This window comes from Microbacterium sp. gxy059 (assembly GCF_050958665.1).
In the GTDB taxonomy this organism is placed as follows: Bacteria; Actinomycetota; Actinomycetes; order Actinomycetales; family Microbacteriaceae; genus Microbacterium.
The window spans coordinates 114,127-136,674 of sequence record NZ_JAMXWT010000005.1 but is presented as its reverse complement, the minus strand read 5'-3'; the positions used below and the strand labels follow the sequence as shown (position 1 = coordinate 136,674).

The following is a 22,548-nucleotide window of genomic DNA, read 5'->3' as shown; positions in this document are numbered from 1 at the left end:
ATGAGTCCAGGACATGGTGCTCATGGGATCCATGGCGTGCGACCATGGATCCATGGAGCTGCAGCAGATGCGCTACGTCGTCGCGGTCGCCGAGGAGCGGAGCTTCACCCGCGCGGCGGAGCGCTGCTTCGTCGTGCAGTCGTCGCTGAGCCACCAGATCAAGGCGCTCGAACGCGAACTCGGCGTCGAGCTGTTCGCGCGGAGCAGCAGGCGAGTCGAGCCGACCGCGGCGGGGGAGGCCTTCCTCCCCGCGGCGCGCGCGAGCCTCGAGGCCGCCGAGCGCGCGGTCGACGACGCCGCGGCGGCGACCGGGCGGGTGCGCGGCACCCTGACCATCGGGATGATCCCGACCGTGACCGCCCTCGACGTCCCGGAGGCGCTCCGTCGCTTCCGCCAGGCGCATCCGGACGTGCGGGTGCGCCTGCGCGGCGGCGGAAGCGACGGGTTCATCGCCGCGATCGGCCGGGGCGAGATGGACGTCGCCGTGCTCGGCCTGGCGGGCGATGTCGACCAGGCGGGGGTCGCGTCGCGCGTCCTCGCGCGCGAACGTCTCGCGGCGGTCGTGAGCGCCGAGCATCGGCTCGCCCCGCGCCGTCGGCTGCGCCTGAGCGACCTCGCCGAGGAGATCTTCGTGGACTTCCCCGCGGGAACGCCGGGCCGCGCCCAGTCCGACATCGCGTTCGCCGCGGCGGGAGTGCGCCGCGAGGTGATGCTGGAGGCGGTCGACGCGCCGACGATCCTCGACCTCGTGCGCGCCGATCTCGCCGTCGCCCTCCTCCCGCCCGCCGTGGTCCCGGAAGGGGAGGGGCTCGTCGCGGTTCCGGTGGCGGACGGGCCGACGCGCACGGAGCACCTCGCGTGGAGCGGCTTCAACCCCAGCCCCGCGACGCGCGCCTTCCTCGCGATGGCGGGGGAGGGATCCGCGCGCGTCGCGGGCGAGCCGGTCACCGATCCCAGCGGAAGGTGAGGAGCGAGACGGCCGTTCCCACGAGGGCCCAGAACCCGAGGGCGACGGCGAGCTCGAGGGGCACGGGCGCGCCCGACCACACGGCGCTGAGCGCCTCGCTCGACGCGCCGAACGGCAGCAGCCGGCCCACGGCCGCGACCGGCTCGGGCAGGGAGGCGAGCCCGCCGAACATCCCGCCGACCGCGCCCAGCCCGAGGAAGAGCACGAGGCCGAGGGCGATTGCCGCGTTCTGCGAGGGGGCGATCGCGGCGACCGTCGCGCCGAGCGCGTACATCGCAAGCACGGCGAGCCCGAACACGGCGAGCGCGCCGGTCAGGTTCGCGGGCGGGCGGGCGCCGAAGGCGAGGACCGCGACGGCGAACGCCAGGGCGATGCCGAGGATCGCCTGCGCGAGGCTCACGATCACCTGCGCGCCGACCACGCGGAACGGGGAGATGGGCGTGACGGCGAGCTGACGGAGGACTCCGTTCCTGCGGTACCCGGAGAGGAAGCTCGGCATGTTCACGATGCCGATCATCGCGATGACCACCGTGAGCACGACCGGCAGGATGTAGACGTCGAGCACCGTCATGCCGTTCGGCAGCACCTCCTCGCCTCCCATGCCGGCGCTCGTGATGAGGATCAGCACGGGCAGGCCGAGCGGCACGATGAGACCCGCGTAGTCGCGGATGGTCATCTTCGCCTCGCTGAGCAGAAGCAGTCGCCAGGATCTCATCGCTCGTCCTCCGCGTCCTCGTCGGGCCGCCGACCGGTGAGGGCGACGAACGCCTCCTCCAGGCTCGGCGCGCCCGTGCGGGCCTTCAGCAGGTCGGGCGTGCCCTCGGCGCGCACGCGACCCCGGTCGAGCAGCACCACGCGGTCGCAGAGGCGCTCGATCTCGTCCATCGCGTGGCTCACGAGGAGGATCGTCACCCCGGTGAGGCTCTCGATCGCCTGCCACACGCGGCGTCTGGCCGTGGGATCCAGGCCCGTCGTGAGCTCGTCGAGGATGACGATCTCCGGTCGTCCCACCAGCGCGATCCCGACCGCGAGGCGCTGCTGCTGCCCGCCCGAGAGTCGTTCGAACCGGGTGCGGCGCTTCGCATGCAGATCGACCATCTCGAGAACCTCGTCCGCCGGGCGCGGATCGCGGTGGAAGCTGCGGTGGAGGGCGATCAGCTCGTCGACGGTGAGCGAGTCGTGGAACCGCGCGTTCTGCAGCTGCACGCCGAGCACCCGCCTCACGGCGGCGCGGTCGCGGCGGGGATCGAGGCCGCGCACGCGGACGGATCCGCTCGTCCGGGCGCGCAGGCCGGCGATCGTCTCCACGGTCGTGGTCTTCCCGGCCCCGTTGGGGCCGAGGATGCCGAGCACCTCGCCGGGAGCGGCGACGAAGCTGACGTCCTCCACGGCGACGGCGCGGCGGTACTCGCGGCGCAGATTCCTCACGGCGACGGCCGGTTCGAGGGGATTCGGATCTCTCATGGCGCCGACGATATGGAGCGGGGCGCACCCGCCGCGCGTGCCATCGGTCAGCGATCCGGGCCATGACTTTCGGCACGGGATCGGGCGCGGACGCGCTCATAAGGTGGACGCATGCGACGCGTTCCTCCGGAGGTCTGGTCGGCGCTGATCATGGTGATCCTCTGCATCGGGGTCAGCGTGCCGGCGCTGCTCGGCGCGCAGACGAGCGACCTCGGGCGGCCGCTCTGGACGGTGCTGTTCCTCGCGCTGCTCGCGGCGATGCTCGGCACCCTGCTGTTCGGCGACATCCTCCAGCGGCGCCGCCTGGCGGCGGCCGTGCACCTGGTCGGCGTCGCGCTGTCGTGGGTGCTCGTCATGACGCTGCCGGGCTCGGGCCTCTTCCCCGTGGTGCTCGTGCTGATGGCCTCGCTCGGCGTCGGGGTGCTCCCGCTCCCGGCGATCTTCGCCGTCTCGGCGCTGAACACCGGGGTCATCGTGCTGACGCATCGGCGCTGGCAGGACGATCCGGCGGAGCTGTGGGTGTTCGGCGGCTTCTACCTGCTCGTGCACGTGGCGGCGGTGCTCAGCGTCTCGGCCCTCCTGCGCGAGCAGCGCCTGCGCGCCGAGCTGGGCGAGGCGCACGTCGAGCTGCAGGCGGCGAGCGTCCTGGCCGAGGAGTCCGCGCGCTCCGCGGAGCGGCTGCGGATCGCCCGCGAGCTGCACGACCTGATCGGGCACCAGCTCACGGTGCTCACGCTCGAGCTCGAGGCCGCGCGGCACCGATCCGAGCCCCACCGGCTCGCGCACATCGACCGCGCCGACGCCGTCGCGCGCTCCCTGCTGCAGGACGTGCGGGGCACCGTCTCTGAGCTGCGGGACGCGCCGCCGGGCGAGCTGCAGGCCGCACTCGACGCGGTCGGACGGGGCGTGCCTGGCGTCGAGGTGACGGTGACGGTCGACGACGACGTCTCGGCCGACGAGGAGCAGAGCGCGGCGCTCGTGCGCGCGCTGCAGGAGATCGTGACGAACGCGCTGCGCCACTCGTCCGCCGCCGAGGTGCGGGCGTCGGTGCGGCGCGACGGCGCGCGCGTGTTGTTCGACGCGGGCGACGACGGCGCGGGCGCCGCGTCCTTCGACGAGGGCAACGGGCTGCGGGGGATCTCGGAGCGGTTCGGCCAGCTGGGCGGCGAGGCGCGGTTCGACGGATCCGACGGGTTCCGGGTGACGGCATGGATGCCGGCGCGATGACGCGGGTGCTCGTCGTCGACGACCAGGCGCTCGTGCGCCAGGGGATCGTCACGCTGCTGGATCTCGCCGGTATCGAGGTCGTGGGCCAGGCGTCCGACGGAGGGGAGGCCGTGGAGCGCGTCGCGGAGCTGCGCCCCGACGTGGTGCTGCTCGATCTGCGGATGCCGCGACACGACGGGATCTGGGCCCTGCAGACCCTGCGCGAGCGGGGCGACGAGACGCCCGTCCTCGTGCTCACGACGTTCGACGACGACGCGCTCGTGCTCGACGCGCTGCGGGCCGGCGCGCGCGGCTACCTGCTGAAGGACGTCACGGTGGATCAGCTGCGCCGGGCCGTGGCGACGCTCGCGGAGGGAGGCACGCTCATCGCCCCCGCGATCACCGACCGGCTGCTGCGCGCGATCCGCTCGGGCCCGTCTCCCGTGGGCGCCGACGCGCCGGCGGCCCAGCCGCTCACCGCGCGCGAGCTGGAGGTGCTGCGGCTCATGGCGGCGGGCTACGGCAACCGGGAGATCGCCGAGGGCCTGTTCCTCGCCGAGGGCACCGTGAAGAACCACGTGTCGGCGATCCTCCTCAAGCTCGCGGCGCGCGACCGCACGAACGCGGTGCTGCGGGCGCTGCACGACGGGATCCTGGGCTGAGAGCGCGGCCGTCGCGCTCGTTCGTCGGAGGCCCCTCCTAGGGTGGGGTGCGGACCGACGACGAGAGGCGGATGGATGAGCGCTGAAGGCACGACGACCGATCTGCGCGCCGAGGCGACGCGCCTGCTGGGGGATCTCACGGGGAGGCCGGACGCGCGGCTGCGCGACGGGCAGTTCGAGGCCATCGAGGCGCTCGTCGCACACCGCAGCCGCGTGCTCGTCGTGCAGCGCACGGGCTGGGGCAAGTCCGCGGTCTACTTCCTCGCCGCGAAGCTCATGCGCCAGGCCGGTCGCGGCCCGTCGCTCATCGTGTCGCCGCTGCTCGCGCTCATGCGCGACCAGGTGGCGGCGGCCTCGCGGGCGGGGGTCGTCGCCCGCACGCTCAACTCGGCGAACGTCACGGAGTGGGGCGCCGTCGAAGACGAGCTGGCCCGCGGCGAGGTCGACGTGCTGCTCGTCTCGCCCGAGCGGCTCACGAACCCCGCCTTCCGCGACGGCGTGCTGCCGCGGATCCTCGGCTCCATCGGCATGATCGTCGTCGACGAGGCGCACTGCATCTCCGACTGGGGCCACGACTTCCGCCCCGACTATCGCCGCATCGGCGCGATGATCCGCGAGCTGCCGGCCGACACGCCCGTGCTCGCGACGACCGCGACCGCGAACTCGCGCGTCGTCGCCGACGTCGCCGAGCAGCTCGGCGACGACACCCTCGTCGTCCGCGGCCCGCTCGCCCGCGATTCGCTGCGCCTCGGCGTCTTCCCGACCCGTCCTCCCGCCGAGAGGATCGCCTGGCTCGCCGATCACCTCGGCGACTTCGCGGGGTCGGGCATCGTCTACGCCCTCACCGTCTCCGCGGCGGAGGACACGACGCGCGCGCTCCGCGACGCGGGGTGGGACGTCGCGACCTACACCGGATCCACCGATGCGGAGGAGCGGGAGCGGCTCGAGCAGGCGCTGAAGGACGACGCGCTCAAGGCGCTCGTCGCGACGAGCGCGCTCGGCATGGGGTTCGACAAGCCCGACCTGGGCTTCGTCGTGCATCTCGGGGCGCCGTCGTCGCCCGTCGCGTACTACCAGCAGGTCGGGCGCGCCGGGCGCGCGGCCGAATCGGCCGACGTCCTCCTGCTGCCCGGCACGGAGGACGAGGACATCTGGGAGTACTTCGCGACCGCCTCGATGCCCTCGGAAGAGGACGCCGAGGCGGTGCTCGCGGCGCTCGACGCCGAGGGGCCGCTGTCGATCCCCGCGCTCGAGACCCGGGTGGGCGTGCGCCGCGCCCGGCTCGACCTCCTGCTGAAGACGCTGAGCGTCGACGGCGCCGTGCGGCGCGTGCGCGGCGGCTACGAGGCCACCGGCGCGGGATGGCGATACGATGCCGAGCGCTACGCGCACGTGCGCGAGGTGCGCCGCGCCGAGGCGCGCGCGATGCTCGACTACGAATCCGGGCCGACGTGCCGCATGCGCTTCCTCACGGAGGCGCTCGACGATCCGGATCCGCGCGACTGCGGGCGCTGCGACCGGTGCGCGGGGACGTGGTGGAGCGAGGAGATCGGCGCCGAGGCGCAGAAGCGGGCGCGCGAGGTGCTCGGCGGCGTGGGCGTGCCGATCGAGCCCCGCGCGCAGTGGCCGACCGGCATGGCGAACCTCGGGGTGAGCCTCTCGGGGCGCCTCCCCGCCGACGAGCGGGCGGAGGAGGGCCGCGCCGTCGCCCGTCTCACCGATCTCGGCGCGGGACAGCGGCTGCGCGCGTTCCTCGCGCCGGACGCGCCCGACGCGCCGATCCCCGACGACATCGGCGCCCTGTGCCTCGAGACGCTCGGCGGATGGTCGTGGGAGCGCCGGCCCGACAGCGTGGTCGCGGTGCCCAGCAGGCGGCGGCCGGCGACGGTGCGCTCGCTCGCCAGCGGCCTCGCGGCCGCGGGTCGGCTCGACGACCTGGGCGACCTCGCCCTCGTCGGCGACCCGGGAGGGCCCGACGTGAACAGCGCGTTCCGGCTGCGCGCCGTGCACGACGCGTTCGCGCTGACGCCCGAGCAGGCCGACGCCGTGCGCGGGCGGGTCGTGCTGCTCGTCGACGACCTCGTCGTGTCGCGCTGGACGCTCACGGTCTGCGCCCGCGCGCTGCGCCGAGCCGGCGCCGACGCGGTGCTGCCGTTCGCCCTCGCCGTGCGGGGCTGACCGGCCGGAGGGGCGGACGTCAGATCTCGCCGGCGAGTGAGGCGAAGGAGGCATCGAGCTCCGCGAGCGCGTCGACGTCGAAGGTCGACGTCGACGCCATCAGCTCATCCGCGCCGGAGGACGACGCGAGGCGGGCGAGCCGCTCGGCGACCTGGTCGCGCGTGCCGAGCACGATCCCGGCGAGGTGCTCGTCGATGCGCGTCCTCGCCCGCGTCGACCACCGCTGCGCGCGGATCTCGTCCACCGGCTCCAGGGGGAGGAACTCGCCCACCTCGCGGGTGCGCGACATCGACCAGGCCTCGGGGAGGGCGAGCTCCGCCGCGCGCTCGGGCGTGTCCGCGATGAACACGTCCGCGCTGAGGATCACGTGCGGCTCCGAGGCGCCGTGCGGCCGGAACGCCCGTCGGTAGTCGCCGAGCAGGGTCGCCAGCGCGGGGGAGAGGACGATCGGTCCGCCCACGACGAGGGGCAGGCCGAGGCGCGCCGCCGTCGCCGCTCCCGACCGCGTGGCCAGCACGTGCAGCGGCACGGGTCCCACCGCGGGCCGCGCCGTGACGTCCGCGTCGTCGTGCAGGAAGGCGCGCAGCTCGGCGAGATCGTCCGCGAACTCCTCGGACGTCGCGCCCTCGCGCCGCAGCGCCCGTCGGACGGCGGGCACGAACCCCAGCGACCGTCCCGCGCCGAGGTCGATCCTCCCGGGGAACAGGCCCTCGAGCATGCGGAACTGCTCCGCGACGACCAGGGGCTGGTGCTGCGGCAGCATGACCCCGCCCGAGCCGATGCGGATCCGCTCCGTGACCTGCCCGATCGCGGCGAGGAGGACGGCGGGGGATCCCGACGCGATGCCGGGGACGGCGTGATGCTCGGCGACCCAGAACCGCTCCAGGCCGAGTGCCTCGGCGCGCTGGGCGCGGACGATCGTCTGCCGCAGGGCGGCGCCTTCCGGCTGTCCGCGGCGCGTGCGTGACCGGTCCAGCAGAGAGAGGCGCATATCGGCGGCAACCCGCCCGGGGCCGCGGCTATTCCTCGTCGCGCGGCACCGGGATCCGCACATCCGAGCCGCGATAATCTTGTGCGGATGTCCCGTTCCCGTGCAGAGGCCGCGCACCACCGCGCCGTCGCGGCCTTCCGCAGCCCGACGCTCCATCTCCTGCACGGCAGGCACGCGCCCTTCGTCGTCGCCGCGCTCTCGCTCGTGTTCACCGCCGACCGCACGCAGGTGCCGATCGCCGACGCCCACGTCGAGATCGGGGAGATCGTCGACGAGCTGCGCGCGTCAGGCGACGACGATGACGAGCGGCGCCTCCCCTCGGGCGGCGGACGGGAGATCTGCCGCTCATGGGTGCGGGCCGGCTGGCTCGTGCCGCAGATCGACGACGGCGTCGAGGTGTACCGCCTGTCGGCCCAGGCCGTCGGCGCCCTCGAGATCGCCGGGCGCACGGGCAGCGGCAGGGCGCGGGTGACGCGATCCCGCGTGCGCACGCTGCTCGACTCCGTCGACCATCTCGTCCAGAGCGCCGAGACCGACCCCGAGGAGCGCATCGCCCGCCTGCTCGCGGAGCGCGCCGAGCTCGACGCCGAGATCGAGCGCCTGCGTCGGGGCGAGATCGATCCGGTCGACGACGAGCAGCTGCTCGAGGAGACGGAGAACGTGCTCCACCTCTCGCGCGAGCTGCCCGCCGACTTCTCCCGCGTCGCCGAATCGATCGGCCAGATGCAGCGCGATGTCGTGGCCGACCTGCGCCGCGACGTCCGCCCCGCGGGAGACGTGCTGCGCGAGTACCTCCGCCGCGGCCAGCACGTCATGCAGGCGACGCCCGAGGGGCGGGCCTTCTCGGGGGCGCTGCGTCTCATCGGCGACCCCGAGCACATCGACCACCTCACCGACCAGACGCATCACCTCCTCGCCCAGCCGTTCTCCCGGCTCATGTCCGCCGAGCAGCGGGAGGAGCTCCGTGCGATCGCGAAGCGGGTGGAGCAGGGCGTGCAGGAGGTGCTCGCCGCGCAGCGCCGCGCCTCCCACGTCATCACCGCGCAGGTGCGCACGCACGATCCGGTCCGCGACCGGGAGATCGACGATCTCCTCCGGGAGACCATGTCGCGCCTGCAGGACGGGATGCGCACCGCACGCCCCGGCGACCGGGTGGATCCGCTGCGCGGCTTCCCCGTGGCGGGGGTGGGCCACCTGCGCCAGACGCTCAGCGACCCCCGTCCACCCGACCTTCCCGCCCCCCTTCCGGACGAGGAGGCGGACGCGGAGTTCGTCGACGCCGACACCCGCGCGTGGGGCGGACCGCGGTACGCCGATCTCGAGGACCTCGTCGCCGGGCTGGGCGTCCGGTTCGACCTGGCGGACGCGTTCGCCCGCGCCGGCGAGGAGACGCGTCGCCCGGTCGATCTGCTCGGCCTCCTCGAGATCGCGCACCGCAACGGCATGGACGAGGGCGACGACGTCTCCGTCGTCGAGGCCGTGCGGCCCGACGGCAGCAGCAGGCGCTTCGCGTTCGCCGCCGTCACCGCCCGCACCTCCCCGGAGCCCGACGATGACTGATCCCGGCCTCCCCGACTCGCAGAAGGACCCGCACCCGCCGATGACCGACGCCCCCTCCGCCCCCGTCGCCGACGAGGATCCGTTCATCGACGCGATCCCGATGGAGGACGACCCCGACGCCTGCTTCGCCGGCGACCGAGGCGTGCTGGATCCCGCCGTGCGCCGCGTGCTCGTGCGGCTGCTGCAGCGCCGCTTCCTGCTCGCCGAGCGCAGCCGGGAGGACTGGAAGGTGCTCCTCGACAGCCAGCAGGTCATCGAGTCGCGGCTGCACGACCTCTTCGTGCGCCTCGTCGTCGACGTCGAGCGCGGGGTCGCCTACAAGCAGCAGGTCCGCTCCGAGGAGGTCGACGTGCCGATCCTCCTGCGCGACGAGGCGTACACGCGCGCCGAGACGCTCGTCCTCGTGTACCTGCGCACGGTGTTCCAGCGCGAGTCGACGGCGGGCGAGCCCGCCGCTCGGGTCGACGTCGAGGAGGTCGAGCAGACCGTGCTCAGCTACTTCTCGGAGGCCGACGGCGACGTCGCGCGCCGCCAGCGCGCGATCCGCGCCGCGCTCGCGCGCCTGAGGCAGGAGGGCGTCGTCGACGAGGAGTCTGAGGGCCGCTACCGCATCAGCCCGCTCGTCGAGATCGTGCTGAGCGCGGACCGCCTGCGCGAGCTCAACGACTGGCTCCGCGCGCAGACGCCGACAGACGAGGCCGACCGACGAGAAGAGGACGCATCGTGACCATGCTCGAGACCCTCTTCGGGCTCATCCCCGCCGCATCCCGCGGACAGCAGTGGGTGGCCGAGGAGCTGCAGCTCGTCAACTGGGGCGGATACGACGGCGCGCACCGCGTGCGGTTCTCGCCGGGGGCGACCCTGCTGTGCGGCGGATCCGGCTCGGGCAAGTCGACGCTCATGGACGCCTACATCGCGCTCATGATGCCGCACACGACGCCCTTCAACGGGGCGTCCAACGGGGGCGTGACCGGTCGTCCGCGCGGGGAGGACCAGCGCAACATCCTCTCGTACGGGCGCGGGAAGCTCGACGAGTCGCGTACCGACGAGGGCACGCGGATCCGGGTGCTCCGCGGCGACGGACGCGACACGTGGACCGCGATCGCGATGACGTGGCTCGACCACGACGGATCCCGGTTCACGGCCGTGCGCGCCTGGTACATCCCCGCCGCCGCGCGGGTGGTCGAGGACACCGTGCGGGTGCGGGCCGCGGTCGACGGGCCGTTCGACCTGCGCGACCTCGAGACCGCCGCCGAGCGGCGGCTCTCGGACGCGGCCGTGCGGGAGGCCGGCCTCGACACCGTCGCGACCGACCGCGAGTTCTCGGCGCGCCTGCACGCCGTGCTCGGCATCGGCGCCGCGGGCGCGGGCTCCAAGGCCATGAGCCTGCTCGCCCGCATCCAGGCCGGGCAGCAGATCACGACCGTCGACGAGCTGTACAAGCGCATGGTGCTGGAGGATCCCGAATCGCTCGCGACCGCCGACGCGGTCGTGAGCCACTTCGACGAGCTCGAGAGCACGCGCGTGCGCATGGCGACCGCCCAGAAGCAGGTGCGCGCGCTGCGCCCCATCCGCGGGATGCGCGAGCGCGTCGAGGAGGCGGCCGACCGCCTGCGCGTGATCGACGAGGTCGGGCGCTTCGACGACGAGGCCTCGCTCGCGGCGCTCTGGCGCGCCGAGCGTCGCCTCGGGCTGCTGCGGGGGAGCGAGCGGGAGCTGCAGCGACGCTCCCGCGAGGCCGACGACGAGGTGCGGGCGCAGCAGGTGCTCGCCGATGCCGCGGAGGCGGAGCGCGACGGCCTCGCGGAGGTGCTGCGCACCGCGGGCGGCGACCGGCTCGCGAGCGCCGAGCGGGCGCTGCGCGACGCGGAGCGGCGGCTCGAGGAGGTGCGGCGGGAGCGCGCGCGCTTCGACGAGGTCGTCGAGGGTCTCGGCGTCGAGATCGACACCGAGAAGGCGTTCTCCGCCCTGCTCGCCGAGGCACGCACGGCGCTCGCGGATCCCGACGCGAAGGCGACGGCGCGCGAGGCGTACGCCGAGGCGCGGGGCGCGGTGCGATCCGCCGAGCGGGAGGTCTCGGAGCTCGAGGACGAGCGCCAGGGCGCGAGGGGACGCTCGGACAGCATCCCGCAGGCGCTGCACGCCTCGCGCGAGATGCTCGCGGAGGCGAGCGGCATCCCGGTCGGCGAGCTGCCCTTCGTCGGCGAGCTCGTCGAGGTGCGCACCGAGTTCGAGCCCTGGCGCGAGGCGTTCAACCTCGCGCTCGGGGGCTTCGCGACGACGCTGCTCATCGACGCCGACCGCCTTCCTTCCTTCCGCGCCGCGATCAACGCGGTGCGCACGCCGGTGCGGCTGCGCTACGAGGGCGCCCAGACGGACATCGCGCCGCACCGCGCTCTGGATCCGCGCACGCTGCCGGGGCGGCTCGACTACCGCGAGTCGCCCGTCACGGGGTGGCTGCAGGACCGTCTCGCGCAGCGGTTCGGCTTCGTGTGCGTCGACGACGCCGACGAGCTGCGGCGTCACGAGCAGGCGCTGACCCTGACGGGGCAGGTGTCGCAGGGCGCGCGCGGAGCGCACGGCGGTCACGGCCGCGCCAACGTGCTCGGCTTCTCCAACGGACGTCGCCTCTCCGTGCTCGCGGAGCAGGTCGCGGACGCCGAGGAGCGGCTCGCGGCGGCCCGCCGGCGCCTCGACGAGGCCGCGGCGGCCCTCGACGGCGTCGACGCGCGCCACGCCGCATACGGCCGGATCGTCGACCTGGTGTGGAGCCGGATCGACGTCGCCTCGGTCGAGAAGGAGCGCGACCGCTGGGCGGGCGTCATCGACGAGGTCACCTCGGACGATCCGCGGATCGTCGACCTGCAGCGCCAGATCGCCGAGGCGAAGCGGAAGGCCGCGCGCCTCCAGGAGCAGATCGGGCGCGCGAAGGGCGTCCAGGAGCGGGCGGGCGAACGCTGGGCGCGGATCGCCGACGAGGTGGACGAGGCGCAGATCCTCATCGATCAGGCCGCGCAGGAGGGGCGAGCGCTCGCATCCGAGCAGGCCGCCTACCTCGACGAGCGGTTCGACCCCGCCGACGCGGAGACGCCGGGCGCGGGCGCCGAGGAGGTGCTCGCCCGCTTCGACGCGGCGATGCAGACGGCGGCGAAGCGCCTCCTCGAGGATCGGCATGCCGCCCAGGCCACGCTGGGGGAGCAACGGGAGGCGCTGCGCCGCACCCTCGAGGCGTTCCTCGAGGCCTGGCCCAACCCCAACCTGCGCGCCGACCCCGACAGCTCCCTCGGCGACTTCGAGCGGATCCTCGCCGAGCTCGAGGCGAGCGGCCTGCACGAGCTGGAGGCCGAGTGGCGCGACAGCCTCGTGAAGCTGTCCGGCAACGATCTCGCGAACCTCGATTCGACCCTCGGCCGCGCCCTGCGGGAGATCCGCGACCGCATCGAGCCGGTGAACCGGATCATGCGCGAACTGCCCTTCTACGACGACCACCACCGTCTGCAGATCACGGCGCGCGAGAACCAGACGGAGGCGCGTCGCCGGTTCCGGCGCGAGCTGCGCGACGTGCGGGCGCTCATCGAGAGCGCGTCGGCCGACCGCGAGCGCGAGCAGGCCTACGAGAGGATGTCGCGTCTCATCGGCCGCATCCGCCGCACCGCCCCCGACTTCGCGGAGCTCATCGACGTGCGCAACCACGTGCGGATCAGCGCGGAGCGGATCCACGCGGACACGCGCGAGCACGCGGCGCTCTACGATCACATCGGCGAGAAGTCGGGTGGAGAGTCGCAGGAGCTCATCGCCTTCATCGTCGGGGCCGCGCTGCGCTATCAGCTCGGCGACGCCGACGCGGATCGGCCGCGCTACGCGCCCGTGTTCCTCGACGAGGCGCTGATCAAGGCCGACGCGCACTTCACGGCGCGCGCGATCGGCGCGTGGCGGGGCCTCGGGTTCCAGCTCGTGATCGGCGCGCCCAACGACAAGTACAGCGCGATCGAGCCGCACGTCGACGTCGAGTACGACATCCTCAAGGACACGCGGGGCCGCTCCTGGGCGAAGCCGAAGGTGGCGCTGCCGGAGGGGTGAGGCGGGTGACCTTCGTCTGTCGGACCCGCCTCGTACGATGACGGGCATGGACAGGCAGACGGACACCGGCGAGGGCGCGATCCGCGTCGTGGGCGCGCGCACCAACAACCTGCACGACGTCGTCGTCGACGTGCCCAAGAAGGCGTTCACGGTCGTGACCGGCGTCTCCGGGTCCGGCAAGTCCTCGCTCGTGCTCGACACGATCGCCGCCGAGGCGCAGCGCCTCGTGAACGATTCCTATCCGGTCTTCGTCCGCAACAGGCTCCCGCAGATGCCGGCGCCCGAGGTGCAGTCGATGGCGGGGCTCACGTTCACCGCCCTCATCGACCAGCGCCGCTTCACGGGCAACGCGCGCTCCACCGTCGCGACGGCCGCCGACGTCGCGCCCCTGCTGCGCCTCGTCTTCTCGCGCGTGGGCGAGCCGTCGGCGGGATACTCGCCGGCGTACTCGTTCAACGACCCGAGCGGCATGTGCCCCGAGTGCGAGGGGCTGGGCACGGTCGTCGACATCGACGTCGACGCGCTCATCGACCCCGAGAAGAGCATCGACGAGGGGCCGGTGCGCTTCAGCCAGTTCCGGCCGGGCGTCTACCGGTGGAAGCGCTTCGCGCACTGCGGGCTGTTCGAGCGGTCGAAGCCGCTCGGCGAGTACACGCCGGAGGAGATGGATCTCTTCCTCTACGCCGACCAGGTGAGGCTGCCGGATCCCGACCCCGAGTTCCCGAAGACCGCGCGCTTCGACGGCGTCGTCACGCGCATGCGCGACGTGTACGTGAAGAACCGGCCGACGAAGCTCTCCGCGCAGGTGAGGGAGGAGCTCGACCGTCTCATGACCCGGCGCGAGTGCCCGGCCTGCGAGGGGGCGCGCCTCAACCCCGCGGCGCGCGCGAGCCTCGTCGACGGCCGCTCGATCGTCGACTGGTCGGCGATGTCGGTCGCGCGGCTGCGCGAGGTCGTCGGCGAGATGCGCGACGCCCGCATCGAGCCCGCGCTCGTCGGCATCCGGCGCACGCTCGACGCGCTGCTGTCGGTCGGGCTCGGCTACCTGTCGCTCGACCGCCCGTCGGGGACGCTGTCCGGCGGCGAGGCCCAGCGGGTGAAGATCGTGCGGCACCTCGGCAGTGCGCTGACCGACGTGACCTACGTGTTCGACGAGCCGTCCACCGGGCTGCATCCCGCCGACGTGCAGCGCCTGAACGCGCTTCTGCGCCGACTGCGCGACGCCGGCAACACCGTCCTCGTCGTGGAGCACCATCCGCAGGTCATCGCCGACGCCGATCACGTCATCGACATGGGGCCGGGAGCGGGCGCGGCGGGCGGACGGGTGCAGTTCGAGGGCACGCCCGCCGAGCTGCGGCGCAGCGGCACGCTCACGGGGCGGCTGCTGTCGCGCCCCCTCGAGCTCGCACCGCGGGCCCGGACGGCGCGGGGCTCCGTGCGCGTGCGCGATGCGCGCAGCCACAACCTCACGGGGTTCGACGTCGACGTCCCGCTCGGCGTCCTCACGGCGGTGACCGGCGTGGCCGGCTCGGGGAAGAGCTCGTTCGCCACCGACGAGCTCCCGCGCCAGCACCCCGAGTTCCAGGTGGTGGGGCAGGATCCGCTGCGGGGCGGGGTGCGCTCCACCTCGCTGAGCGTGCTCGGCGTCGCCGACGACGTGCGCGCGGCGTTCGGCGAGGCATCCGGGCTGTCGCCGTCGTGGTTCAGCTTCAACGCGAAGGGCGCCTGCCCAGCGTGCCGCGGCAAGGGGTACATCACCACGGAGCTCGCGTTCCTCGACGACGTCGCGACGCCGTGCGACGTCTGCGGCGGCGAGCGCTTCAACGAGACGGCGCTCTCGGCGCGCCTCGACGGACACACGATCGCCGACGTGCTGCGCATGACCGCGGCGGAGGTCGCGCAGCTGTTCGAGGGGCGCGGCGACATCGCCTCGATGATGCGGTGGCTCGAGCGCGTCGGCCTCGGGTACACGGCCGTGGGGCAGTCGCTCGACACGCTCTCCGGCGGAGAGAAGCAGCGCCTGCTGCTCGCGAAGCATCTCGGCGCCGCGGCCGACCTGGCGACGGAGCGCATCGTGCTCGACGAGCCGACCACGGGCCTCCACCCCGGTGACGTCGACCGCATCATCGGGCTCTTCGAAGACCTCGTGGGCGCCGGTGCGACCCTGGTCGTCGTGGAGCACAACCTGCGCGTCGTCGCCCACGCCGACCACATCATCGACGTCGGCCCCGGCGCGGGAAGCGACGGCGGGCGCCTCGTGTTCGAGGGGCCGCCGCAGCAGATCGTCGGCAGCGCCGAGTCGCTCACGGGGCGCGCCCTGGCGATCGCGACGGGAGAGCACGGATCCGACGCGGCGCGTTGACGAGGGTTTCCCGAGGGCACATACTTTGCAGCTGGAAAGCGATCAGGGGGACTCGCCCCCCACGCGTCGAGACGCCGCGGAGCGCCTGCGGGTGCTGGAGGAGGTGCGGGATCGGGGCGAGGCGCACCGGCCCGCGCGGGGGTTCGCGCTGCTGGGCATCTGGTCGGCGGTCCTCCTGTCGGCCTACGCGGCGGCGGCTCTCGCGATTCTCGGGACGACGGGGAGCGTCTTCCACCTCCTGCTCCCGTACATGATCTTCACCCTCCTCTGGCGCGGCGCGAGCGAGCGCTATGCGGTGCGGTCGCGCCGGGTCTGGCCGGGAGCGCTCCTGACCTGGGCGGTCCTGGCCGGGTTCATGGGGGTGGGGTTCCTGCGTGTGCTCGGCCAGGGGATTCCTCGCTGGGTCGATGCGGTCGCGGTCGCGGCGCTGTTCGCGGTCTTCGTCACCCGCCCCATGCGGCAGCTGAGGGAGTCGTCCGCGTCGGACGGCGCGTGGGAGGCGCGCCCGCTGTCGGGGGGCGCGCGCGGCGGGACGATGGCGATCGGCGTGCTGCTCGGCCTCCTCGCGGTGATGGCGGTGCTGCCGAATGCCGCGATCCTCGGGGCGTTCGGGGCCCTGCTCTTCGGCACCGCGCTCGCCGTGAGCGGCGGGACGCCGTGGGGTGCACCGCGCACCGGATACGAGTGGGCGCCGCGGCACTGGGTGATCTTCGGGGCAGGGGCGCTCGCGGTCTTCGCGATCGTCTGGCTGCAGACGCTCGTCCGCGAGGCGGCGCTCCCGATCGGCATCGCGGCGGGGGTGCTGATCGCCCTGCCGCTCGCGGGGGTCGCTCTCACGCCGCGGGCCGGGCGCGGGGACTCGTGACCTCGCATCCGCGGCACGGGCTCGACGACGCGTTCCAGACCCCGATCCGCTTCTCGCTCATGGCCGCGCTCCGCGAGGACGCGGAGATGGACTTCCGCATGCTCCGCGAGATGCTCGAGACGAGCGATTCGGTGCTGAGCAAGGCGATCGGGCACCTCGAGCAGCTCGGGTACGTGCGCACCGTCAAGGGGTACGTCGGCAGCCGCCCCCGCACCTGGGCGGCGTCGACGGTCACCGGTCGGCGAGCGTTCCGGCGGCACGTGGCCGCGCTGCGCGCGATCGCGGACGGGGGCGGGTGAACGCGAGAGCGCGCATCAGGGGGAGGCGAAGACGCCTGCGCGATCCAGCCGGGTGGCGAGTCCGCGAGCGAGGGAGACGTCGTCGAGTTCGCGGGGTGAGAACCACCGGGCGTCGGCGGCGTCATCGGCCGGGGCGACGCGGCCGTCGAGGACGGTCGCGGCGAAGTCGTGGATCTCGAAGAGGCCCCTGTCGCCCGCCGGGGCCGTCGCGCCCCAGGGCTCCTCGCCGATCGCGACCCGCAACCCCGTCTCCTCTCGGGCCTCCCGCGCCGCGGCGTCGGCGAAGGTCTCGTGGGGTTCGCAGCGGCCGCCGGGAACCGACCATCGGCCTTTCTCGGGTTCCGTGCCGCGCAGGACGAGAACGATCCGGCGGCGCGGCTGGTCCAGCACGACGGCGCTCGCAGCGCGGAGGCGGATCTTCTCAGGGCCTCCCGGGGTGTCGTGGCGGGCAGCGCGCGCCACGGTAGCGGGCCGTGAGCGACGGAGCGATGCGCGCCTCGCCCGGTGCGGCAGCACGGGGCGGATCCCTGGGGGAGGGGAGATTCCCCGGGCCGCAGAGGATCCTCCGGGGTCCAGACCGTCGGGCGGTGAACGCCCGGTGGCGCGCGCGTGAACCGCCAGGGGCGGCGTCGGAGCGGGGCGCACCCACCCTTCCGCTTCCGGTCATCCGCGCGTCACCCGGAGAGCCGGGGGCGTTCACCTCGGCTGCGCACCGTGTGGACGACAGGGCCGCTCGGCCCTGCGACGGCGACGATCCCGGGAGGCACGATGCCCGCATCCGCACCGCCCCTCGCCTGGGCGGAGTCCCCGCTGCAGCTCATCGGCGCGGCGGAGTGGGCGTCCGCGCACGACCGGACCGTCGACGTCGCGGGGCGCCTCGTCGCCCAGGTCGAGGAGACTGCGGCCGCGCTCACCCGGCGCGGCGCGCGCTTCGGCGCGCAGGCGGGTTTCTGGGGGATCCCCTGGCGCATGCTCGCCGCGCACGACCATTGGCTCGTGGGCGACGGGTTCTCCGGCCAGTTCCGTCTCGCCGCCGCCGTCCTGCGCCCGAAGCGCCTCACCTTCCTCGACGACGGTCTGAACGCCGTCGCCTTCGCCGACGCCGTCACGGGCGCCCGCGCGTTCCGGCGCCCCGGCGTCGAGGAGCGCGGCCTGACGCGTCGCCTCGCCCCGTTCGCGCTCGACGCGATCCGGCACCGGGCCGCCGCCGGGCGCGCCGACATCTTCACCGCCTTCCCGATGGGGAGCGCCCGCCTCGGCCGCCTCGCCGACCTCGGCGCGGTCGTGTCCGAGCACGACTTCGCCTGGCTGCGGCGCACCCGGCCCTCCGCCGAGACCCTCCGCCTCCTCGCGCCGCACCGCCGGATCATCCTCGGCAGCGCCGGCGTCGTCGACGGGCGCTTCCCGCTCGCGGCCTCTGCGGCGTGGGTGCGCGCGCAGGCCCGCGGGGGAGCGGCCTATCTGCCGCATCGTCGCGAGGATCCCGCCCACGTGGAGGAGATCGCCCGCGTCTCCGGCGTCCGCGTCGTGCGCCCCGGCGTCCCCGTCGAGCTCGTGCTCGCCGGCGACCCCGCGCCCCGCGAGATCGTCACGCTGCGTTCGAGCGCGGCGGTGACGCTGCGGCGCATCCTCGCCGGCACCGAGAGCGTCGTGCGCGAGACGGCGTTCGACGACGCCGGAGCCCGGGAGGCCGCTCGATGATCCGCGCCGAGGGGGAGACGATCGCGATCGTGCCCGCCCGCGGCGGATCCAAGGGCGTGCCGCGCAAGAACCTCGCGCGTGTCGGGGGCGTGCCCCTCGTGGCGCGCAGCATCCGCGCCGCGCGCCGCTCGGGCCGCGTCGACCGCGTCGTCGTCTCGACCGACGACGGGGAGATCGCCGCGGTCGCCGAGGAGTGGGGCGCCCAGGTCGTGCGCCGCCCCGCGGCGCTGTCGGGAGACGACGCGAGCTCCGAGGCGGCCCTGCTCCACGCCCTCGACGAGCTGGCGGCCTGCGGCGTGCGGGCCGGGGTCGTGGCCTTCCTCCAGGCGACCTCGCCGTTCCTGCCTGCCGACCGCCTCGCCCGGGCGATCGACCTCGTGCGCTCCGGATCCGCCGACAGCGCCTTCGCGGCCCGCGAGTCGTACGAGTTCGCGTGGGAGCGCACCGCGGGAGGCGCCCGCGCCGTCGGCCACGACGCCGCGCGCCGACCGCGACGCCAGGACCGGGAGCCGCTCTTCGTCGAGACCGGGGCCTTCTACGTGCTGGACGCGGCGGGCTTCTCCCGGGAGCGCCACCGCTTCTTCGGCCGTACGGAGATCGTCGAGGTGCCCGCCGAGCTCTCGCTCGAGATCGACACGCCGGAGGAGCTGCGCCGCGCGCGCCTGCTCGCGACGACGCTCAGCGACCCCGATGATGGCGCGATCGACGTCGACGCCGTCGTCACCGACTTCGACGGGGTGCACACCGACGACCGCGCATCGATCGCGAGCGACGGCACGGAGCAGGTGCGTGTGAGCCGCTCCGACGGGATGGGTGTGCGACTCCTCTCCGAGGCGGGCATCCCCGTGCTCATCCTGTCCACCGAGACGAACCCCGTCGTCTCGACGCGCGCCGCCAAGCTCGGCGTCGAGGTGATCCAGGCGTCCCGCGACAAGGGCCGTGCCCTGCGCGACTGGGCCGAGCGGCAGGGGATCCCCCTCCGCCGCATCGCCTACGTCGGAAACGACGTCAACGACCTCCCCGCGCTCGAGGCGGCCGGCTGGCCCGTCGTCGTCCCGAACGCCCACCCGCTCGCCGCCGCGAGCGCCCGCGTCGTGCTCTCGCGCGCGGGCGGATCGGGCGCCGTCCGCGAGCTCGCCGAGCGCGTGCTCGCGGGCCGCGTCTCCACGACCACCACAGAAGGGATCAGCGCATGAGCGTCACGATCGGATCGCGCCGGGTCGGCGGAGGCTCCCCGGCCTTCGTCATCGCCGAGATCGGCCTCAACCACAACGGATCGGTGGAGCTCGCCAAGCAGCTCATCGACGTCGCCGCCGACGCGGGTGCGGACGCCGTGAAGTTCCAGAAGCGCACCCCCGAGATCTGCACCCCCGAGCACATGCGCGACGTGCCGCGTGAGACGCCGTGGGGGACGATGAGCTACCTCGAGTACCGGCACCGCGTCGAGTTCGGCCGCGACGAGTACATCGAGGTCGGCGACCACGCGACCCTGCGCGGCCTCGAGTGGTTCGCCTCGCCGTGGGACGTGCCGAGCGTCGCCTTCCTGGAGGACCTGAACGTCGTCGCTCACAAGGTCGCCTCCGCGAGCGTCACCGACATCGAGCTGCTCGAGGCCCTGCGCGACACGGGCAAGCCCGTCATCCTCTCCACCGGCATGTCGACGATGGACGAGATCGACCGTGCCGTGGAGACCCTCGGCACCGAGCGCCTCGTGCTGCTCCACGCCACCTCGACCTACCCGATGGAGCCCGAGGAGGCGAACCTGCGGATGATCCCCGTGCTCCGCGACCGGTTCCCCGGCGTGCCCGTCGGCTACTCGGGCCACGAGCGCGGCCTGCAGATCTCGCTCGCCGCCGTCGCGCTCGGCGCGGTTGCCGTGGAGCGGCACATCACCCTCGACCGGACGATGTGGGGCTCCGACCATGCCGCCTCGCTCGAGCCGGGCGGCATCGCGACGCTCGTGCGCGACATCCGGATCATCGAGGCGGCCCGCGGCGATGGCGTCAAGCGCGTCTTCCCCGGCGAGGAGGCGCCGAAGGCGAAGCTGCGCCGCGTGGGGGCGTGACCGAGCAGGCCTGCTCCCTGCGGATCGTCGCCGTCGCCGACACCGACTCGTACGTGAAGTGGGCGGCGGCGCTGCTGGGAGCCTCGCACGCCGACGCCCGCCTCGTCGTCCTGGACACGGAGCTCGCCGTGAGCGACGCCCAGCTTGCGGCGGCGCTGCACGGCACGGGCCTGGGGGTCGACCGCGTCGAGCGGAGAAGCCTCGACGAGCTGCCAGACGCGATCCGCGGCGCCGACGCCGTACTCGCCGCCGCCCGCGGCCCCGTCGCGCGGGTCGTCGCCCGCACGGCCGGGAGGCAGGATCCGCGGCCGGTGATCGCGACGGGACTCCCGGGCATCTCCCTGCCCGCCACCTGGCTCGCGCTGCACTTCCGCCGCGAATGCGACCTGTTCGTGCTGCACTCGCGCCGCGAGATCGAGGCGTTCGAGGCGCTCGCGCGCGAGCGGGGGATCGACCAGCGCTTCGCACTCGCGACGCTGCCGTTCGCGCGTCGCGCCGCGCACGGGCGCGCGGCGGCGCGGGGGACGGATCTCGTGTTCGCGGCGCAGGCGATCGTGCCGCGCGAGCGGGAGGACCGGCTGCGTCTCGCGGGGATCCTCGTCGACGCGGCGCGCGCCGATCCCTCCCGGCGCGTCGTCCTGAAGCTGCGCGGCCGGCCGGGGGAGCACCAGACGCACCGCGAGGACGACGCGCTCCCCGACCTCGTCGACGAGATCGGCGGCGCTCCCGACAACCTCGTCGTCTCGTACGCGCCCATGGCGGAGGCGCTCGCGACGGCCGAGGGGCTCGTCACCGTCAGCTCGACGGCGGCGATCGAGGCGGCCGCTCGGGGCGTTCCCGTCATCGCCCTCGACGCGTTCGGCGTCTCGCCCGAGCTCATCAACGTCGTCTTCGAGGGGAGCGGACTGCTCGCGGGCGCGGACGACGTCGCCGCGCGGCGCTTCCGTCTGCCCCACGCCGCATGGCTCGCCGACAACTACTTCCATGATCCGCGGGACGACTCCTGGGAGTACACCCTCACGGCTCTCGTCCACCGGCGTCGCGCGGGCGAGCTGCCGCCCCGGCCGGAGCCGCGTGCCCCGGGAGGTCGCGCGCGCGAGGCCTGGGAGCGGCGCGTCGCCCTCGGCGCCCGAGACGAGACCGCCGCAGGCCGGGCGGCCTACGCGATCGGCCTGCCGATCCGCGCGGTGCTGCGGACGTGGCGCCGGATCAGAACCCGAGCTCGTCTCGCAGGCGCGCGAGATGCCGTGCGGTGAGATCGTCCTCCGCGACGCCGATCGAGGGCATCGGCAGCTCGCGGATCACCTCGAACGGCACCTCTGGCACGTCGCCCTCGGGGCGCACGTCGAGGTGGGTCGCGGTGAAGCCGTCGTCGTGCAGCTGGGCGGCCATGTCGTAGTCCTGGCCCGAGTCTCCCGCGGTGAACCAGCGCGCCGGCGGCTCCGCGCGCTGCCGGATGAACGCGAGCGCGCGCCGGGCGCCGAGGGCCTTGCCGCTGTCGACGTGCTCCACGTCGATCGAGATGACGGTCGGGTAGATCGTGATCTGATCCTGGACGCCGAGGCGGCGGATCTCGCTGTCCAGCTCCGCGACGAGCTCGTCGCGGCGGGCGAGGAAGTCGTCGTTCGGCACGTCGACGTGCTGCTCGATGGAGATCATCGTGCGCTTCGTCTCGTCGAAGAACACGAGGTCGCGGAAGCGGTCGGCGAGATCGCGCGAGAACGAGACGAGCTCTTCTGGCGGCCGCATCGCGTCGTCCTGCTGCACCTCTCCGACCGTCGCGGTCGGAGCGTCCGCGACGAGTGCGAACCAGGTGCCGCCCTTCTCGCCGACGCCCCACACGGGCGCGTCGGCGAGGAGGCCCTCCTCGGCGAGCACGGGGATGATCCGCTCCGCGAGGAAGTCCGAGGAGCGCCCCGTGTTGAACACGACAGGGCATCCCGCGTTCGCGCACGCGACGAGGTCGCGCGCGATCGAGGCGACACGGAGCGTGCGGGTGCGGGTGCTCGCGATCGGTCCGTCGACGTCGAGCAGCAGGCCGAGGGGAGGAGACGAGAGGGTCATGCCCCCATCCTCTCAGGGGAGGAGGCGGAGGTCTGCAGGCTCACGCCGGGAGGACGACGAAAGACATTCCCCATCCTCTCAGGG

At 74.0% G+C, this 22,548-nt stretch carries 19 protein-coding genes; 14 read left to right on the top strand and 5 right to left on the bottom strand.

Going from position 1 to position 22,548, the window contains the following annotated elements; translation table 11 throughout:
* The first annotated feature begins 52 nt into the window (after window positions 1-52).
* On the top strand, window positions 53-967 hold the full coding sequence (locus tag NHL53_RS05150; protein WP_433775763.1) for a LysR family transcriptional regulator: 915 nt from the start codon (window positions 53-55) through the stop codon (window positions 965-967).
* Here the strand turns inward: NHL53_RS05150 and NHL53_RS05145 are convergent.
* Entirely contained in the window at window positions 945-1,682 is a 738-nt protein-coding gene (locus tag NHL53_RS05145) for an ABC transporter permease (protein WP_433775762.1), read from the bottom strand. The two genes, NHL53_RS05150 and NHL53_RS05145, sit on opposite strands and share 23 nt — an antisense overlap.
* A complete protein-coding gene (locus NHL53_RS05140) occupies window positions 1,679-2,431 on the bottom strand; it encodes an ABC transporter ATP-binding protein (RefSeq protein WP_433775761.1) in 753 nt (250 codons plus the stop codon). The genes NHL53_RS05145 and NHL53_RS05140 overlap by 4 nt, the downstream gene beginning before the upstream one ends.
* 111 nt (window positions 2,432-2,542) lie before the next feature.
* Between NHL53_RS05140 and NHL53_RS05135 the strand changes: the two genes are divergently transcribed.
* From NHL53_RS05135 to NHL53_RS05125, 3 genes are all read left to right on the top strand, one after another.
* Window positions 2,543-3,658, top strand: a complete 1,116-nt coding sequence (locus NHL53_RS05135; protein WP_433775760.1) for a sensor histidine kinase — start codon at window positions 2,543-2,545, stop codon at window positions 3,656-3,658.
* Window positions 3,640-4,299: a response regulator gene (locus NHL53_RS05130; protein WP_433775759.1), complete on the top strand. Its 660-nt coding sequence runs from the start codon at window positions 3,640-3,642 to the stop codon at window positions 4,297-4,299. Before NHL53_RS05135 ends, NHL53_RS05130 begins: the two co-directional genes overlap by 19 nt.
* Window positions 4,300-4,374: 75 nt before the next feature.
* Window positions 4,375-6,477, top strand: a complete 2,103-nt coding sequence (locus NHL53_RS05125; RefSeq protein WP_433775758.1) for a RecQ family ATP-dependent DNA helicase — start codon at window positions 4,375-4,377, stop codon at window positions 6,475-6,477.
* Window positions 6,478-6,496: 19 nt separating this feature from the next.
* Here NHL53_RS05125 and NHL53_RS05120 read toward each other — a convergent pair whose 3' ends face one another.
* On the bottom strand, window positions 6,497-7,468 hold the full coding sequence (locus NHL53_RS05120) for an MsnO8 family LLM class oxidoreductase (protein WP_433775756.1): 972 nt from the start codon (window positions 7,466-7,468) through the stop codon (window positions 6,497-6,499).
* Between the two features lie 87 nt (window positions 7,469-7,555).
* On the opposite strand from NHL53_RS05120, the gene NHL53_RS05115 reads away from it, so the two are divergent.
* From NHL53_RS05115 to NHL53_RS05090, 6 genes are read left to right on the top strand one after another with little or no spacing between them, the layout of a single operon-like run.
* Window positions 7,556-9,028: a DUF3375 domain-containing protein gene (locus tag NHL53_RS05115; RefSeq protein WP_433775755.1), complete on the top strand. Its 1,473-nt coding sequence runs from the start codon at window positions 7,556-7,558 to the stop codon at window positions 9,026-9,028.
* A gap of 40 nt (window positions 9,029-9,068) precedes the next feature.
* A complete protein-coding gene (locus NHL53_RS05110; RefSeq protein WP_433775778.1) occupies window positions 9,069-9,755 on the top strand; it encodes a DUF4194 domain-containing protein in 687 nt (228 codons plus the stop codon).
* On the top strand, window positions 9,752-13,108 hold the full coding sequence (locus tag NHL53_RS05105) for an ATP-binding protein (RefSeq protein WP_433775754.1): 3,357 nt from the start codon (window positions 9,752-9,754) through the stop codon (window positions 13,106-13,108). Before NHL53_RS05110 ends, NHL53_RS05105 begins: the two co-directional genes overlap by 4 nt.
* Window positions 13,109-13,154: 46 nt before the next feature.
* Window positions 13,155-15,470, top strand: coding sequence for an excinuclease ABC subunit UvrA (locus NHL53_RS05100; protein WP_433775753.1), 2,316 nt, complete (start codon window positions 13,155-13,157; stop codon window positions 15,468-15,470).
* A 25-nt stretch (window positions 15,471-15,495) separates the two neighbouring features.
* Window positions 15,496-16,335: a hypothetical protein gene (locus NHL53_RS05095; protein ID WP_433775752.1), complete on the top strand. Its 840-nt coding sequence runs from the start codon at window positions 15,496-15,498 to the stop codon at window positions 16,333-16,335.
* Window positions 16,332-16,634 carry a transcriptional regulator gene (locus tag NHL53_RS05090; RefSeq protein WP_433775751.1) on the top strand — a complete coding sequence of 101 codons (303 nt, stop codon included), beginning with the start codon at window positions 16,332-16,334 and terminating at the stop codon, window positions 16,632-16,634. The genes NHL53_RS05095 and NHL53_RS05090 overlap by 4 nt, the downstream gene beginning before the upstream one ends.
* Before the next feature lie 15 nt (window positions 16,635-16,649).
* On the opposite strand, the gene NHL53_RS05085 is transcribed toward NHL53_RS05090, so the two are convergent.
* Entirely contained in the window at window positions 16,650-17,096 is a 447-nt protein-coding gene (locus NHL53_RS05085) for an NUDIX domain-containing protein (protein ID WP_433775750.1), read from the bottom strand.
* 306 nt (window positions 17,097-17,402) lie between these two features.
* Between NHL53_RS05085 and NHL53_RS05080 the strand changes: the two genes are divergently transcribed.
* From NHL53_RS05080 to NHL53_RS05065, 4 genes are read left to right on the top strand one after another with little or no spacing between them, the layout of a single operon-like run.
* Complete coding sequence (locus NHL53_RS05080; RefSeq protein ID WP_433775749.1) at window positions 17,403-18,335, top strand: hypothetical protein; 933 nt, start codon at window positions 17,403-17,405, stop codon at window positions 18,333-18,335.
* The gene (locus tag NHL53_RS05075) at window positions 18,332-19,531 is read left to right on the top strand and encodes a cytidylyltransferase domain-containing protein (protein ID WP_433775748.1); all 1,200 of its coding nucleotides are present in this window, start codon (window positions 18,332-18,334) and stop codon (window positions 19,529-19,531) included. Before NHL53_RS05080 ends, NHL53_RS05075 begins: the two co-directional genes overlap by 4 nt.
* The gene (locus tag NHL53_RS05070) at window positions 19,528-20,400 is read left to right on the top strand and encodes an N-acetylneuraminate synthase family protein (RefSeq protein ID WP_433775747.1); all 873 of its coding nucleotides are present in this window, start codon (window positions 19,528-19,530) and stop codon (window positions 20,398-20,400) included. Before NHL53_RS05075 ends, NHL53_RS05070 begins: the two co-directional genes overlap by 4 nt.
* Entirely contained in the window at window positions 20,397-21,656 is a 1,260-nt protein-coding gene (locus tag NHL53_RS05065; RefSeq protein ID WP_433775746.1) for a DUF6716 putative glycosyltransferase, read from the top strand. Before NHL53_RS05070 ends, NHL53_RS05065 begins: the two co-directional genes overlap by 4 nt.
* On the opposite strand, the gene NHL53_RS05060 is transcribed toward NHL53_RS05065, so the two are convergent.
* On the bottom strand, window positions 21,610-22,464 hold the full coding sequence (locus NHL53_RS05060) for a hypothetical protein (protein ID WP_433775745.1): 855 nt from the start codon (window positions 22,462-22,464) through the stop codon (window positions 21,610-21,612). The genes NHL53_RS05065 and NHL53_RS05060 overlap by 47 nt on opposite strands.
* Window positions 22,465-22,548 lie beyond the last annotated feature (84 nt).

Excerpts from the sequence above, each read along its gene's own strand:
- NHL53_RS05150 (WP_433775763.1), top strand. The coding sequence starts at position 53 with ATGGAGCTGCAGCAGATGCGCTACGTCGTCGCGGTCGCCGAGGAGCGG.
- NHL53_RS05145 (WP_433775762.1), bottom strand. The coding sequence starts at position 1,682 with ATGAGATCCTGGCGACTGCTTCTGCTCAGCGAGGCGAAGATGACCATC.
- NHL53_RS05140 (WP_433775761.1), bottom strand. The coding sequence starts at position 2,431 with ATGAGAGATCCGAATCCCCTCGAACCGGCCGTCGCCGTGAGGAATCTG.
- NHL53_RS05135 (WP_433775760.1), top strand. The coding sequence starts at position 2,543 with ATGCGACGCGTTCCTCCGGAGGTCTGGTCGGCGCTGATCATGGTGATC.
- NHL53_RS05130 (WP_433775759.1), top strand. The coding sequence starts at position 3,640 with ATGGATGCCGGCGCGATGACGCGGGTGCTCGTCGTCGACGACCAGGCG.
- NHL53_RS05125 (WP_433775758.1), top strand. The coding sequence starts at position 4,375 with ATGAGCGCTGAAGGCACGACGACCGATCTGCGCGCCGAGGCGACGCGC.
- NHL53_RS05120 (WP_433775756.1), bottom strand. The coding sequence starts at position 7,468 with ATGCGCCTCTCTCTGCTGGACCGGTCACGCACGCGCCGCGGACAGCCG.
- NHL53_RS05115 (WP_433775755.1), top strand. The coding sequence starts at position 7,556 with ATGTCCCGTTCCCGTGCAGAGGCCGCGCACCACCGCGCCGTCGCGGCC.
- NHL53_RS05110 (WP_433775778.1), top strand. The coding sequence starts at position 9,069 with ATGACCGACGCCCCCTCCGCCCCCGTCGCCGACGAGGATCCGTTCATC.
- NHL53_RS05100 (WP_433775753.1), top strand. The coding sequence starts at position 13,155 with ATGGACAGGCAGACGGACACCGGCGAGGGCGCGATCCGCGTCGTGGGC.
- NHL53_RS05080 (WP_433775749.1), top strand. The coding sequence starts at position 17,403 with ATGCCCGCATCCGCACCGCCCCTCGCCTGGGCGGAGTCCCCGCTGCAG.
- NHL53_RS05075 (WP_433775748.1), top strand. The coding sequence starts at position 18,332 with ATGATCCGCGCCGAGGGGGAGACGATCGCGATCGTGCCCGCCCGCGGC.
- NHL53_RS05070 (WP_433775747.1), top strand. The coding sequence starts at position 19,528 with ATGAGCGTCACGATCGGATCGCGCCGGGTCGGCGGAGGCTCCCCGGCC.
- NHL53_RS05060 (WP_433775745.1), bottom strand. The coding sequence starts at position 22,464 with ATGACCCTCTCGTCTCCTCCCCTCGGCCTGCTGCTCGACGTCGACGGA.